Annotated in this window: 11 protein-coding genes, 1 tRNA gene and 2 pseudogenes; 11 read left to right on the plus strand and 3 right to left on the minus strand. The window is 59.8% G+C overall.

The window, feature by feature from the left end; all coding sequences use genetic code 11:
- Window positions 1-55 precede the first annotated feature (55 nt).
- From ycaC to JN403_RS16175, 3 genes are all read left to right on the plus strand, one after another.
- On the plus strand, window positions 56-679 hold the full coding sequence (gene ycaC, locus JN403_RS16165) for an isochorismate family cysteine hydrolase YcaC (RefSeq protein ID WP_037010340.1): 624 nt from the start codon (window positions 56-58) through the stop codon (window positions 677-679).
- Between the two features lie 155 nt (window positions 680-834).
- Window positions 835-1,242: an SRPBCC family protein gene (locus JN403_RS16170; protein WP_205483200.1), complete on the plus strand. Its 408-nt coding sequence runs from the start codon at window positions 835-837 to the stop codon at window positions 1,240-1,242.
- A gap of 429 nt (window positions 1,243-1,671) precedes the next feature.
- Window positions 1,672-2,295, plus strand: coding sequence for a dihydrofolate reductase family protein (locus tag JN403_RS16175; protein WP_240356608.1), 624 nt, complete (start codon window positions 1,672-1,674; stop codon window positions 2,293-2,295).
- A gap of 167 nt (window positions 2,296-2,462) precedes the next feature.
- On the opposite strand, the gene JN403_RS16180 is transcribed toward JN403_RS16175, so the two are convergent.
- From JN403_RS16180 to JN403_RS16190, 3 genes are all read right to left on the minus strand, one after another.
- Window positions 2,463-2,538, minus strand: a tRNA-Asn gene (locus JN403_RS16180).
- Between the two features lie 545 nt (window positions 2,539-3,083).
- Entirely contained in the window at window positions 3,084-5,138 is a 2,055-nt protein-coding gene (locus tag JN403_RS16185; protein WP_205487408.1) for a TonB-dependent siderophore receptor, read from the minus strand.
- Between the two features lie 350 nt (window positions 5,139-5,488).
- The gene (locus JN403_RS16190) at window positions 5,489-6,532 is read right to left on the minus strand and encodes an SDR family oxidoreductase (RefSeq protein ID WP_205483201.1); all 1,044 of its coding nucleotides are present in this window, start codon (window positions 6,530-6,532) and stop codon (window positions 5,489-5,491) included.
- 299 nt (window positions 6,533-6,831) lie between these two features.
- Between JN403_RS16190 and JN403_RS16195 the strand changes: the two genes are divergently transcribed.
- The 8 genes and pseudogenes from JN403_RS16195 to tssC all read left to right on the plus strand — a co-directional run bounded on the left by JN403_RS16195 (window position 6,832) and on the right by tssC (window position 14,725).
- Window positions 6,832-7,236, plus strand: a complete 405-nt coding sequence (locus JN403_RS16195; protein WP_172612358.1) for an antitoxin Xre-like helix-turn-helix domain-containing protein — start codon at window positions 6,832-6,834, stop codon at window positions 7,234-7,236.
- Window positions 7,230-7,922, plus strand: a complete 693-nt coding sequence (locus JN403_RS16200) for an RES family NAD+ phosphorylase (RefSeq protein ID WP_205483202.1) — start codon at window positions 7,230-7,232, stop codon at window positions 7,920-7,922. The genes JN403_RS16195 and JN403_RS16200 overlap by 7 nt, the downstream gene beginning before the upstream one ends.
- Before the next feature lie 86 nt (window positions 7,923-8,008).
- Complete coding sequence (locus tag JN403_RS16205; RefSeq protein WP_122625453.1) at window positions 8,009-8,440, plus strand: DNA methylase; 432 nt, start codon at window positions 8,009-8,011, stop codon at window positions 8,438-8,440.
- A 59-nt stretch (window positions 8,441-8,499) separates the two neighbouring features.
- The gene (locus JN403_RS16210; protein WP_205487410.1) at window positions 8,500-9,240 is read left to right on the plus strand and encodes a DUF72 domain-containing protein; all 741 of its coding nucleotides are present in this window, start codon (window positions 8,500-8,502) and stop codon (window positions 9,238-9,240) included.
- A gap of 143 nt (window positions 9,241-9,383) precedes the next feature.
- Window positions 9,384-10,506: pseudogene (locus tag JN403_RS16215) on the plus strand (GGDEF domain-containing protein).
- A 138-nt stretch (window positions 10,507-10,644) separates the two neighbouring features.
- Window positions 10,645-12,269, plus strand: a pseudogene (locus JN403_RS16220) (NADP-dependent glyceraldehyde-3-phosphate dehydrogenase).
- 385 nt (window positions 12,270-12,654) lie between these two features.
- Window positions 12,655-13,158, plus strand: coding sequence for a type VI secretion system contractile sheath small subunit (tssB, locus tag JN403_RS16225; protein WP_205483205.1), 504 nt, complete (start codon window positions 12,655-12,657; stop codon window positions 13,156-13,158).
- A 28-nt stretch (window positions 13,159-13,186) separates the two neighbouring features.
- Complete coding sequence (gene tssC / locus JN403_RS16230) at window positions 13,187-14,725, plus strand: type VI secretion system contractile sheath large subunit (protein WP_205483206.1); 1,539 nt, start codon at window positions 13,187-13,189, stop codon at window positions 14,723-14,725.
- The last annotated feature ends 21 nt before the right edge of the window (window positions 14,726-14,746 follow it).

Below are 14,746 nucleotides of genomic sequence, written 5' to 3' on the forward strand. Positions count from 1 at the left end.
CAGCGTGATGCGCTGGCTCCCGTACTCATCCGTCACCCACTCAATGGAGTCAATCATGACCGTTCCCTACAAGCGCTTGAACAAAGATGATGCCGTGGTTCTGCTGGTCGATCACCAGACCGGCCTGATCTCGCTGGTGCAGGACTTCACGCCGAACGAGTTCAAGAACAACGTGCTGGCCCTGGCCGACTGCGCCAAGTTCTTCAACCTGCCGACCATCCTCACCACCAGCTTCGAAACCGGCCCGAACGGCCCGCTGGTGCCCGAGCTCAAGGCGATGTTCCCGGACGCGCCGTACATTGCCCGTCCTGGCCAGATCAACGCCTGGGACAACGAAGATTTCGTCAAGGCAATCAAGGCCACCGGCCGCAAGCAGATCATCATCGCCGGCGTCGTGACTGACGTCTGCGTGGCGTTCCCGACCCTGTGCGCGCTGGAAGAAGGTTTCGACGTGTTCGTGGTCACCGATGCGTCGGGCACCTTCAATGACGTGGTGCAAAAAGCCGCGTGGGCGCGCATGACCGCAGCCGGCGCACAGTTGATGAACTGGTTCTCGGTGGCCTGCGAGCTGCAGGGCGACTGGCGCAACGACATGGAAGGCCTGGCGAACCTGCTGTCCCAGCGCATTCCGAACTACCGCAACCTGATGAACAGCTACTCGGCCTTCACCGCCAAGTAACACCCTGTGCGCCGCCTTTTGCGGCGCACACCTTCCGAATTAGCGGTAACCGTGACAAGATTGCTCGCGGTTAACGCTTATCAAAGAGGGCGCGGCCCCGCCACGCCACTCAGCGTTGGCGGATCGGCCGCTGCCCCACGTCTGGAGAAAACATCATGGCTCAAGCATCTGCATCCGTTCGCATCCCGGTCTCGGCCGAAAAGGTCTGGGCGCTGACCGGAGGCTTCCTGTCGCTGAACGATTGGCTGCCCTTCATCAAGACAAGCGAGTCGCAGGAAGGCGGGCGCGTGCGTCATCTGATCACCGACGACGGCGCTGAAATCACCGAGCGGCTGGAGACTTACGACAACAAGGCGCGCACCTACAGCTACTCCATCGACAAGGGGCCGTTTCCAATCAGTTCGTATCTGGCAACGCTGACAGTCAAAGAAGATGGCGCCAATGGGGCGTTGGTGGATTGGTCAGGGGTTTTCACCGCCGACGGTGTTTCCGATGCGGAAGTCGAGGCGTTGTTCAAGGGCATTTACGAGGGTGGTCTTGAGGCGCTGAAGGCCAATTTCTAAGTCGTTGAAAATGTAGGCCGCCGATCATCGCGGGACCGCCAGGCCATTGCGGCCTGGCATATCGGTGCCGTGCTTGAATCGTTGTCGCGTCAGGCGTTTGAGGCCTTAGATGTGCTCGGACACTGTTGCTGCATTGATCAGGTCGTACAGGGCAAATGCGCGGTTGACCAGGAAAACGGTCACAGCGGTAAGGGCAACGGCATTGATGAGGTGCAGGGTCATGGTCATGGTCCTTGTAGTGGTTCCGTGTCGGGTCTGGAATGACGCGATGGTACGCGAGCCCTTTCGAAGCTGAAGACAATAGGCTTCATGGTCTACATCACCGGCAATGATGGGGCAGGGCGCTGGAAGGGCAAAACCGGGTGACGGGGTGAACTATTGCCGCGCGATCCGGGTCGGCTCTACACACTTATCAGCCTGGAGCCTGCCATGCAGCCTTATGTCATTTGCCACATGATGTCCTCCCTCGACGGCCACGCCCTCACCGACGGCTGGGATCGCGCGTTCAAGAAAGATGCCGGTGATCTGTACGAAAAGCTCGCCCAGACGTTTGAGTTTGACGCCTGGATCTGCGGGCGCGTAACCATGCAGGAAATCGCCCACGACGAAGGCTGTCCCAAAGGCCTCGCCACAGGGCCGATAGAGCGAAGCCATTACTTCGCCGACCGCAACGCCACGGCCTACGCGGTGTCCATCGACCCTCAGGGCAAGGTCGGCTGGAAGAAGAATCAGGCGCTGGACTCCCACGTCGTGGAGGTGCTGACCGAAGGCGTGTCGGATGACTACCTGGCGTACCTGCAGTCGATTCAGGTGTCTTACATCTTCGCGGGGAAGACCGAGATCGACCTGCAGCAGGTGGTGCAGATCCTGTTGAGCGAGCTGGGCTGCAAGCGCTTGATCGTCGAGGGTGGCCCTCACGTCAGTGGCTCGTTCGTCAACGCGGGGCTGGTCGATGAAGTCAGTGTGCTGATCCTGCCGTTGATCGACGGGCGGGGGAGCACCCGGCGTCGTTCGAGGTGTCAGCCGAAGCGTGGAAACAGCCGGCGCATTTGAAACTGACGTCCGCGGAGGTCCAGGACGGCGGTGCTGTCTGGCTGCGTTACACCAAGGCTTGACCCTGGTGCGGAGCGGGACTGATGCAGTCCCGCTTCATCCAGAGAACAAAACCGTCGGAAACGAAAAAGGCCAGCTAAGCGCTGGCCTTTTCGTTTACATCTGTCTGGCTCCACGACCTGGACTCGAACCAGGGACCCAGTGATTAACAGTCACTTGCTCTACCAACTGAGCTATCGCGGAATGCGCGCTATCTTACTGATTGGAAAAGGGAAGTCAAGCGAGGGTATTAAAAAAGTTATCGGACAGGCTCGCCTATCAGATGCATAGCGTTATCGATCTTCCGGCCAGCGAGTCACGTGTGGGAGATTCTATGGTTGTCATCAAGCCAAATCCCCCTTTTGATCGTTCCTACGCTCCGCGTGGTAACGCCGCCTCGGACGCTCCGCGTCCCGCAGACGACGCGCATTCAGGCCGGGGAGGCGACGCGGAGCGTCACGGGATGCATTCCCACGCAGAGCGGGGGAACGATCAAGATCAAAGCTTCCCGGCTGAAGCCGGTCCCACAGAATGCACGCGCTGCTTTTAGTGGGACCGGCTTTAGCCGGGAAGAGGCCAGCCCGGGCGCCGACAGTATTGCGGATCAGCCACACTTCCTGTGTGAGCGAGCTTGCTCGCGAAAGGGTCAGTACATCCGCCAAATCTTCAGCGGCTGCAGTGCCATCTTCGTGAGCAAGCTCACTCCCACACGAGCGGGTGCGGTGTCCAGCAAGTGAGGCAGAGCTGGATCAATAGCGCCAGGTCAACGATGCCGTCAGGTTGCGCGGCGCGCCGTAGTTGCTCGCGGTGCCGCTGTACAGCGACGTCAGGTATTTGCGGTCGGTGACGTTGTTGAAGTTCAGCGCCGTGCTCCAGTTGCTGTCGATGTCGTAGCTGGTCATCAGGTCGACCAGCGCGTAGGCGTTCTGGCGGATGACGCTGTAGTTGTCGTTCTGAATCCCGCTCTGCCAGCTGACCCGGGTGCCGATTCTGGCCTGGGGCAGGCTTGGCAGCCGGTAGCTGGCCATACCGCGAAAGGCGTGGGCGGGCACATAACGGCGGGCCTTGTCACCGTCATCGTTTTCGATGTGCACGTAGGTGTAGCCCGCCAGCAGGTCAAGACCCGGCAGCGCTTCGCCCGACGCTTCCAGCTCGATGCCGTGGCTTTTGTAATCATCGGTGAAGTAGCGGAACTGCGAGCCCACCTCGACGAAGTCCGCCGACTGGACGTTGCTCTGTTTGGTCTTGAACACGGCGGCGGTCAGGTTCAGGCGATCGTCCATCACGCTGCCTTTTACGCCGGCTTCCAGGCTCTTGCCTTCCAGCGGCGCGAGCACTTTGCCGTCGACGCCGACCGTGCCGTACTGCGGATTGAAAATCTCCGTCCAGCTGGTGTAGACGCTCCACTGCGGGGTCAGGTCGTAGACCAGGCCGGTATACGGCGTGACCTTGCCGTGCTCGCGCTGTGAGTGATCGGTGCCATAGCTCTCGCCCGTGCCGTCGACGCTGAGCATGCGCGCACCGGCGATCCAGTGCAGATCATCCGCCAGGCTGAAGCGCGCACCGGCGAACAGGCTTTTCTGCCGGTCCTCGAAATTCTGGGTGTTGGTGTCACGGGTGAAGTCAAACTGCGGTCTCGGCGTGTTGCCGGCAAGAATGCCGGCGAACGAGGTATTAAAGTAGCCGGCTTCGTCGGCGTCGTATTCCCGTGCCTTCTGGTGAGTACGGCCGTAGGCGGCGCCGAAGGTCAGCTCATGGTCGCGGCCGAACAGGCTGAACGGTCCGGAGACTTTCGCTTCGCCCAGCAACTGGTGCGCCTTGCTGGAGGTATCAGCGGCGAACACCGAGGCGACGTCATCGGTGACGCTCGAGACGTACAGCATGTTGGTGTCCTGGTATTCGGTAATACCGGTGCCGGTGAGCGTGGCATTCCAGCCGTTGCCGAAGTCGTGCTTCCATTCTGCGAACGCGCGCTGGGTGTGCATGTTCCAGTAGGTCCACGGCTGGCCGACGTTGGACGAGCGGCTGCTGTAATGGATCGGGTTGTTATTGATGTCGACCAGCGGCAGGTTGCCCCAGGTGCTGCCGTTGGAATCGCTGTTGTGTTGGGTGAAGCCCACGGTCAGGGTGTCGGCATCGGACAGGTCAAAGGCGAGCAGGCCAGCAGCGACGTTTTTCTCGTGGCTGTAGCGGTCCATCCACGAATTGCCCTTGTCGTGGGCATAGATGAAGCGGCCGCGCACGTTCCCGGTGTCGGTCAATGGCCCCGACACGTCAACGTCAATGCGCCGGTTGTCCCATGAGCCCACGCTGGTATCGACTTGCGCCTGGAAATCCCGCGTCGGTCTTTTGCGGATGAAGTTGACCGTGGCTGACGGATTGCCGGTGCCGCTCATCAAACCGTTGGCGCCGTGGAGCACGTCGATCTGCTCGAATTCGGCCATGTCCAGGTCACCGATCATGATGGTCTGGGCGAAGGGCATGCCCATGCCGTCGTACTCGAAACTGCCGATGTCGAACCCGCGGGAGGTGAACTCCGTGCGGTCGCTTTCGCTTTGCTCGACGGTCACCGACGGCGCCGAGCGCAGCGCGTCCTTGACCCCGTTCATTTTGAAATCGTTCATCTGCGCGCGGGTGATGGTCGTGATCGCCTGAGGCGTCTGCTTGTTGGTCAGCCCCAGCTTGGTGGTGCTCGAAGACGGCTTGCCCTGATAGCCCACGCTTTGCCCGTCATCCTGTGCGGCGGTGTCCTGAATCTGCATCGCGGGCAAGGTGACGTCGTCGGCTGCATTGGCAGCAGACATGGCGGTGACGACACCGGCCAGGAGAAAGGTGGCGGGGAGGCGAGGGATCACGATCGAAGTTCCTGAAGACGCGGTGGGAGCGCGATTCTGAATCAAGATGCGAATCATTACCAGATATGACTAACGGGATTTTCACATTTTTTTCACGGGCTGAAGGCTCTGGGATGGGCTCTTCCCGGCTCAAGGCGGTCATGCGATGAAAGCCTCCGCACTCGGCGGCGCGCGGACCTTGACTGTGGGACCGCCTCGGCCGGGAAGACGTCGGCGTGTAACGACCCAGGGGATGGTTGGCACGAGGACAGATTGATTGACCGTGACGCGCTGTCAATCAATCAGTCCCCTTTAACGGCTCAGGGAATCAGCTTTCTGGCCCGCATGTCTTCCAGGTGCGCCAGCAGCACTTCATCCGAACGCAGCGTCATGCTCGAGAACCCTGCCTGCCGGGCTTTGGTGACGTCAAAAATGGCATCTTTTTCGACGTGGAAAATGAAGTCGCCGAAAGAGCCCAGCGCGATTCGGTCCGGGTCGGTTTCCGCCAGCCCTTCGCGTCGCGCCAGGCTTTCCCACACAGGACGCAGCGCGCCTAGGCGCTGGGAGAGGGAAATCGGTTGCGGCTCGCCGACGTCGAGCCCGAACCACTCAGCCAGTTTTGGCCAGACATGGCTCCAGCGAAACACGTCCCCATTGGTCAGGTTGAAGGCGCCGTTCATGTCGTTGACTGCGGCCCAGACGGCTGCCTCGCCAATCAGCTCAGCGGAGGTCACGTTCACCAGGACATTGCGGTAAGCGATGTCGGAGCCTGGAAACTGCATCGCCGTGCCGGTCTCGCGGCACAGTGTGCCGTACAGACCGATGAGATTGCCGAGGTTCATCGCCGAACCCATGGAATGGCCGATGACGATGTCGGGGCGCAACGCTGTCCATTGGACGCCTTGCGCTTCGAGGCTTCTCACGAAGTCCTCGTGGCGGAAGTAGAGGTTGGGCGGGAAGTGGCGGCTGTCATCCTCACGGGCAGGGGTTTTATAGACGCCCAGTTGCGCGCCGTAAATTTTGCCGCCCTGAACGATGGTGATGCGCTTCAGACTCGCGCCCGAATCGCGCAGGGCCGCGACCAGATTCTCCAGCATTGCGGCATTTTCATCGGCTTCGACGCCCGGATCGCTGTCGGGCTTGAGGGCGCTGTAAAACAAGTGGGTCACAGCCTTCAGGCTGGCATTCGAGGCGTCGAGGGTCTCGGGCTTCAGCAGATCAGCAGTCAGGTGTGGAAAGCGACTTGGCGCGGTCGTCGATCTGCCAACCGTGGACACTTGCCAGCCGGCGTCGGCGAAACTTTCTACCACCGCTTTACCGATAACCCCGCTGGCGCCGGCGACGAGTAAGTGCTGTTCAGGCATGGGTAGGTTCTCCTCTGGACATCAGTGGGCGCGCCGCAGGGGAGCAGCGCAGTCAAAGGGCAGACCGTGGCGGTTTCGGTCCGTGCATTCTTTTGCGGGGTGGCGAGACAGCCGTTCTGCGATGCGCTCATGGTGGAGGCTGGATTGAAGGGCGCCTGATGGAGCGGCCTTGGCCCGGAAGCCATCCAATAACGCAGTGCAAATCTACGCTGCTGAAACTTGAAATTGCGTCCATGGATGCAAATGAAGTAGGGTTGCGTCTGTAGATAATGTAGCCGCTGTGACCAAGAGGTAATTCCATGACCATCGCCCTTCCAGCGCGACAACTTTCGAAGTCCGAATGCGTGGTCGGTTTGCGGGCGGCGTTACGGGTGCTGGACAAATGGAAAGCCACCAGCGAGCAAGCATGTCAGATCCTGCGGATTTCCCGAAGCACGTACACCCGCGCTCGCCAGGACGACGCGCAGTGGTCGGTGGCACTGGATCAGGACCAGATGCAGCGGGTCAGCTTCGTGCTGAACATTCACGCCGCCCTCCGAACCCTGTTTGATAACCCCGACAACGCCTACGGCTTTCCGTCGATGGAGAACCACAACGAGTTCTTCAATGGCAGAAAGCCTCTGGACGTCATGGCCCAGGGCGACATGATCGCGCTGTACGAAACCTTCCGTCGCATCGATACCCTCCGGGGCGCCCAATGGTGACGCCGGACGCGCTCCCCGCACTCGCCGGTGAGACGCAGCAGGCCTATCGCCTGGTCAATTCCAAATTCCCTCCCATCGAGCTGTTCAGCGACGTTGCCGATTCCGCCGAGTTCGAGACGCTGTACCGAATTCAGGCGCTGACCAACCCGCGCCTGCAAAACGAAGTCGGCCGCATCGAGCTGATTCCCCTGGCCGAGATCCCGTTCGGCATCCCCGGGTGTTCTTATGCGGTTGCACCCTTTACCCATGTCAATCCGGCGGGCTCGCGCTTCAGCAGCGGCGAGTTCGGCGTGCTGTATCTGGCTGACACCGTCGACACGGCCCTCGCTGAAGTGCGTCACCATCAGCAGTTGTACTGGTCGCGGGTCGCGGCGCTGAAGTACGAGCGCTTCGTGTTCCGCTGCCTGAGTTGCAGCTTCAGCGAGGAGGGCAGCGTCGACGCAACTTCAATCCCGTTCTCCGACCCCATTTACGCACCCGACGACTACGCGCAGTCCCACGTGCTGGGCAAGGCCGCGAAGCAGGCCGGGATGGCCGGCCTGCGTTACTGCTCGGTACGCTCGCCAGGCAATGTCTGCTGGGCATTGCTGACCCCGCGTCACGTCACGTCCATTGTGCAGAGCGCTCACTACGAGATGATCTGGAGCGGCGAGGTCATCGGCATCAATCAGCTATCCAACGCCTGACGCTGGTCGATCCGCACGCCGCGCAAAACATCGAACTCAACCGCCGCTTGAGAAGTCACTCCAGCAATGGATATCGAGGAGCGGTCATGGGCAAAAACATCACAGCGCTGGAATTGGGCATCGACCTCGTCGAGGGCGGTGAGGCGGCGCTGTTCAAATGGTTGCTGGCCAGTTTCCTGATGGGCAAGCGTATTCGGGCGCAGGCGGCGGTGCAGACCTACCACGTCATCGTCGACAGGCACGGCCGAGACACGCCGCGCAAGCTGGCCGGGTGTACCCATCGGGAATTGGTGAGGATGCTGGGCGAGGGCGGCTACGCGCGTTACGACGAATCCACGGCCGTGCGCTTGCTGGCGCTGGCATCCAGGCTGATTAACGAATATGGCGGCACTGTCACCGCGATCGTTGCTGCCAGCGCCGACCGTGGCGAGTTCGAAAAGCGCCTGCAGGCGTTCGACGGCATCGGGCCGAAGACTGCAGAAATCTTCATGGGCGAAGCCGGGGAGGTGCTGTTTTGAACGATGCGGTTTTGACGGATGCTGTGTTTGACGGCGCTGTCCCGCAAGTGCCTGGCGGAATCTTCGTGGGCTGCGCCGGCTGGAGTCTGGGCCGCGAGTATGCGTCGGCGTTTCCGGGCGACGGCACTCACTTGCAGCGCTACGCCCGGCAATTCAATACTGCGGAAATCAACAGCTCGTTCTATCGCCCCCACCGACCGCAGACCTACGCCCGCTGGGCTGAGTCAGTACCGGCGGATTTCCGCTTTTCGGTGAAAATCCCCAAGCTCATTTCCCACGAACAGCGCCTGCACGACAGCGCCCGGGCGCTGGATGAATTCCTCGGTCAATGCGGGGAGCTGGGCGAACGGCTTGGCTGCCTGTTGCTGCAGTTGCCACCGTCGCTGGCGTTCGAGCACCGGGTGGCCGAGGCCTTTTTCATCCAGCTGCGCGAGCGCTATGAGGGCCATGTGATCATTGAACCGCGCCATGAAAGCTGGGTGCAAGGCGAGCCGATGCTTATTCACTATCGCATCGCGCAAGCAACGGTCGATCCGTCGAGGCTCAGCAACGACAGCCAACCCTCAGGCTGGCCGGGGATGCGTTACTGGCGACTGCACGGCGCGCCGCGCATCTATTACAGCGGCTATGAAGAAGATTATTTGATTCGTCTGGCCGTCGAGTTGAAAGCTAAGACGCAAAACGGTGCGCCGACGTGGTGTATTTTCGATAACACCGCCAGCGGCGCCGCAACGGGCGACGCCTTAAAGCTGATGGAGTTGCTCGGGCTGCAGCCGTCCGGACTTGCGAAACAGGATTGACTCCGGGACGTCCGAACCGTCATTTTTCCGGCGGATTGCCGCGCTCGCCGGCTGGGGCAACATTTAGTTGGCGCGCGAGTTGTTTACTGTCATAGCACGATGCCACAATCCGCTCCATCCAATGCCAGGGTCGGGCGAATTCGATGTACCTCCATGATTCTCAACCGGCGCGCGAGGCCCTGATACGGGCCCAAGTGCGTAACGATCGTTTGCAGTTACTATTCCGTCAGAGTTTTTCTCGGTGTTCGGCAGTGCTCTGGCGGCAATTATGCTCTCCTGGATTTGCTGGGAGCGCCTCGAACATTCGCTGATTCTCTGGTGGCTAGGGTTGCTGGGCGCCTCGACCACCCTGCGCCTGATCATGTTGACCACCTATTTCCGGATGCCGGAAACCGCCCGGACGCCGGAGCGCTGGGAACCCGTTTACTGGATCACGCTGGTACTGTCCGCCGGCATCTGGGGCGGTGGTGCGCTGGCACTGATGCAAGCCGGTGATCTGCTGATCCAGACACTGGTGCTGCTATTCGCGGTGGGCATGACGGTGAGCGCGGTGTCCTGTTATTCCGCGTACCGCTCGATGACCCTGGTGTCGATTGCGCTGGTGCTGTTGCCGTGCTCGCTTTGGCTGCTGTTTCAGCCCCAGACCGCGCAGCAGGGCATGGCTGCCGCGTCGCTGATCTTTGCCATTTTCGTGGTCAGTGCGACGCGCAAATTGTGCCGGGCGATGGAGCGGGCATTTCGCCTCAGCCGCGAAATGGAACATGCCCATGGCATCGCTGACCACGCCGCACAGACCGACGAACTGACCGGGGTGAAAAACCGCCGGGCTTTTTCCATCGGGCCGAGCGCGCCTACGACACCTGCAAGCGCAGCCGGCTGCCGCTGTGCGCGCTGATGCTGGACATCGATCACTTCAAGCGCATCAACGATTGCCACGGCCATCAGGCCGGCGATGACGTGTTGCGGCAGATCGGCCGGGTCATTTGCCAATCCGTGCGGGAAGGCGACGTTTGCGGACGCCTGGGCGGCGAAGAATTTGCGCTGGTGCTGGCCGACACCACGCTCGAAGCGGCCCATGCCATCGCCGAAAAGCTCCGTCAGGCCATCGCCGACATTACCTGCCAGCACGACGAAGGGGTTACCGCCAGCCTCGGTGTCGCCGCGCTGAGCGACACCGATCAGGACGTACACGGCTTGCTCGGCCTGGCGGACAAGGCGCTGTTTCGGGCCAAGGCATCGGGTCGCAACCAGACGGCGGTGGCCTAGGGGCATCTCTGAAACGAACGCGGACGATTTTAGTGTCACTCGGACGTGACATGTGTCTCGACGCTTCATTCGGCGGCGGCTGTGGCGTAGTGTGTCCAGCCTGTTTGGCACGAAGACCGACTGGAAGAGGTAAATGAGATGACCCTGCAAAACCGCCTGGACAACCTGTACCCGCGCGCCGACGAGATCCCTGAGCCGTTCCGCGCAGGCCCGGCCATCGAGCAGCGCGATTACCTGGTCAATGGCGAACTGCACCAATGGCACGGGCCGTTGGCGCCGGTGTTGAGCCCGGTCTCGCTGCAGACCGACACAGGCCTTGAGTCCGTGGTGCTGGGCAGCACGCCCCTGATGGACGCCGACACGGCAATGACCGCGCTGGACGCTGCCGTCAAAGCCTACGATCGGGGCCAGGGCGCCTGGCCCACAATGCGCGTGGCCGATCGCATCCATCACGTCGAGACCTTCCTCAAGCTGATGCGCGAGCAGCGCGACGCGGTGGTCACGCTACTGATGTGGGAAATCGGCAAAAACCTCAAAGACTCGCAGAAAGAATTCGACCGCACCTGCGATTACATCGTCGACACCATCAACGCCCTCAAGGAACTCGACCGCCGTTCCAGCCGCTTCGAGCTGGAGCAGGACACCCTCGGCCAGATCCGCCGTGTGCCCCTGGGTGTGACCCTGTGCATGGGCCCTTACAACTATCCGCTGAACGAGACCTTCACCACGCTGATTCCGGCGCTGATCATGGGCAATACCGTGGTGTTCAAACCGGCCAAGTTCGGCGTGCTGCTGATTCGTCCGTTGCTCGAAGCGTTCCGCGACAGCTTCCCGGCCGGGGTTATCAACGTGATCTACGGCAGCGGCCGCGAGACGGTCAGCGCGCTGATGGCCAGCGGCAAGATCGACGTGTTCGCGTTCATCGGCACCAACAAGGCCGCCAGTGCCCTGAAAAACTCCACCCCAAGCCGCACCGTCTGCGCGCCGCCCTGGGCCTGGACGCCAAAAACCCGGGCATCGTGCTGCCGGATGTGAACCTGGACAATGCGGTGACGGAAGCCATTACCGGCTCGCTGTCGTTCAACGGTCAGCGTTGCACGGCGTTGAAGATCCTGTTCGTGCACGAAAACGTCGTCGGCAGTTTCCTCGAGAAGTTCGAAGAAAAACTCGCTCAGCTCAAACCTGGCATGCCATGGGAGCCGGGCGTCTCGCTGACGCCATTGCCGGAGCCGGGCAAGACCGAGTACCTGCAAGGTCTGGTGGACGACGCTGTGGGCAAGGGCGCCAAAGTGGTCAATGAAGGCGGCGGCACGACCCACGGGCAGTTTTTCTACCCGGCCGTGTTGTACCCGGTCACGCCGGACATGCGTGTGTATCACGAAGAACAGTTCGGGCCCGTGGTGCCGGTGGTGGCGTACCGCGATCTGGAAACGGTGATCGAGTACGTGCTGGATTCTGATTTCGGCCAGCAGTTGAGCATCTTCGGCAATGATTCCAAGCAGGTCGGGCGTCTGGTCGATGCGTTCGCCAATCAGGTGGGGCGGATCAACATCAATGCGCAGTGCCAGCGCGGCCCGGACAGCTTCCCGTTCAACGGCCGCAAGAATTCGGCTGAAGGCACGCTGTCGGTGCACGATGCGTTGCGGGTGTTTTCGATCCGTACCCTGGTGGCGACCAAGTTCCAGGAGAGCAACAAGGCACTCATCAGCGACATCATCCATAACCGTGAGTCGACGTTCCTGACCACCGATTACATTTTCTGATTCATTGCTCGACGTCACCGCAAGCCTGTTGAACAGTTGATGCTGTTCAACCGCTTGCGGTTTTTTATATCTGTACTTTAAAACCCGCCGCCACTGTATGGCGCAGGCTGTTTAATTCTGCAGCCGTTCCGCTCTCCGGGATCATTTTGTAGGAAAGTTTCTAGACTTCCGTAGGACAGCTCTCGACCTGCCTTTGTGGGTAGAGTTTTTATTCGTAGGGTATTAGCCTTGCCGCTTCCCGAATGCGATGAAAACTTCATCAGCCCATTCGCTGCTCACACTTGTTAAAACTTGACCGCTTGGGTCCTGGACGCTCGACTGATAAAAAGGCCCTGCGGTCCAGATATTCCCCTTTGTGACGTGTGGCATTTTCGACGGAGGAGTTATGGCTTCAAACAGCTTTCAAAATGAAGTGCCCAAAGCCCGGGTCAATATAAAACTCGATTTGCACACGGGTGGTGCGCAGAAGAAGGTCGAGTTGCCGCTCAAATTAATGGTGCTGGGGGATTACAGCAACGGCCGGGAAGACCGAGCCTTGTCCGAACGCACCAAAATCAATATCAACAAGAATAATTTCGACAGTGTGCTGGCTGAATTCGCTCCGACATTGAAACTGACCGTTGAAAATACCTTTGCCGACGACGGTTCCGATGCCTCCGTGGATTTAAACTTCCAAAAAATGAAAGACTTCGAACCGGAACAGGTAGCAAGACAAATACCGTCATTGCGTGCGTTATTGGCGACCCGCAATCTGCTGCGCGATCTCAAATCAAACCTGCTCGACAACGCGACCTTCCGTCATGAACTTGAACGCATCGTCAAAGACGAGACGCTCAGTGACGAGTTGCGCGCCGAACTGGCCGTACTCGCCGCACCCACAGCGCGTTAATCAACCGGGTCTCTAGCAGGTATCAAACATGTCCTCGAAGCACTCTTCCGCAGTCTCAGGCGGTGGCACCGTTTTGTCCGAAGAAAGCCCCGGCGTGTATAACACGCTGTTTTCAAAAATCAACCTCAACCCGGTTTCAGCGTTGGGCGATATCGAGGCGTTTCAGAACAACGAAGCGCTGTCGGAGATCTCCGCCGATGAGCGCGTGACCGCGGCGGTCAGCGTGTTCCTCAACCTGCTCAAAGGCTCGTCGCGCAAGGTCCAGCGTCTCGACAAGACCCTCCTCGACGAACACATCGCCTCGCTGGACGCGCAGATCAGCCGCCAGCTCGACGCCGTCATGCACCATCCGGACTTTCAGCGGGTGGAGTCCACATGGCGCGGCGTTAAATCGCTGATCGACCAGACCGATTTCCGGCAAAACGTGCGCATCGAGTTGCTGGACATCAGCAAGGACCATCTGGTCCAGGATTTCGAAGACGCCCCTGAAATCGCTCAAAGCGGTCTGTACATGCACACCTATACCCAAGAGTACGACACGCCTGGCGGTGAACCCATTGCCGCAGCTGTTTCCAGTTACGAGTTTGATCGCAGCCCGCAAGATATCGCGCTGCTTCGCAATATATCCAAAGTCGCGGCGGCCGCGCACATGCCGTTCATTGGTTCGGTAGGGCCGGCATTCTTCGGCAAGGAAAGCATGGAAGAAGTCGCTGCCATCAAAGACATCGGCAATTATTTTGATCGCGCCGAATACATCAAATGGAAGTCGTTCCGCGACACCGATGATTCCCGTTATATCGGGTTGACCATGCCCCGGGTATTGGGACGGCTGCCCTATGGCCCGGACACCATTCCGGTACGCAGTTTCAATTATGTGGAAAGTGTCAAAGGCACCGATCACAGTAAATATTTGTGGACCAATGCGTCGTTTGCCTTCGCTGCCAATATGGTGAAAAGTTTTGTCGCCAATGGCTGGTGTGTGCAGATTCGCGGACCGCAGTCCGGGGGTGCGGTGTCGGACTTGCCTATTCATTTATATGACCTTGGCACCGGCAGTCAGGTGAAGATCCCTTCGGAAGTGATGATTCCGGAAACCCGAGAGTTTGAATTCGCCAACCTGGGCTTTATCCCACTCTCGTATTACAAGAATCGCGATTACGCCTGTTTCTTTTCCGCCAATTCGACACAAAAACCTGCGTTATATGACACCGCCGATGCCACGGCCAACAGCCGGATCAACTCGCGCTTGCCTTATATCTTTCTGCTGTCGCGCATTGCGCATTATTTGAAATTGATTCAGCGCGAGAACATCGGCACCACCAAAGACCGGCGTCTGCTGGAACTGGAATTGAATAAGTGGATCAGCGGGCTGGTCACCGAAATGACCGACCCCGGGGACGACCTGCAGGCCTCGCACCCGCTGCGTGATGCACGGGTGACGGTGGAAGACATCGACGACAACCCCGGTTTCTTCCGCGTGAAGTTGTACGCCGTGCCGCATTTCCAGGTGGAAGGCATGGACGTGAACCTGTCGCTGGTTTCCCAGATGCCCAAAGCCAAATCCTGACGTCGGCCATAGGTGAGCACA

Origin of the sequence: Pseudomonas sp. 15A4, assembly GCF_016925575.1 — a bacterium.
In the GTDB taxonomy this organism is placed as follows: domain Bacteria; phylum Pseudomonadota; class Gammaproteobacteria; order Pseudomonadales; family Pseudomonadaceae; genus Aquipseudomonas.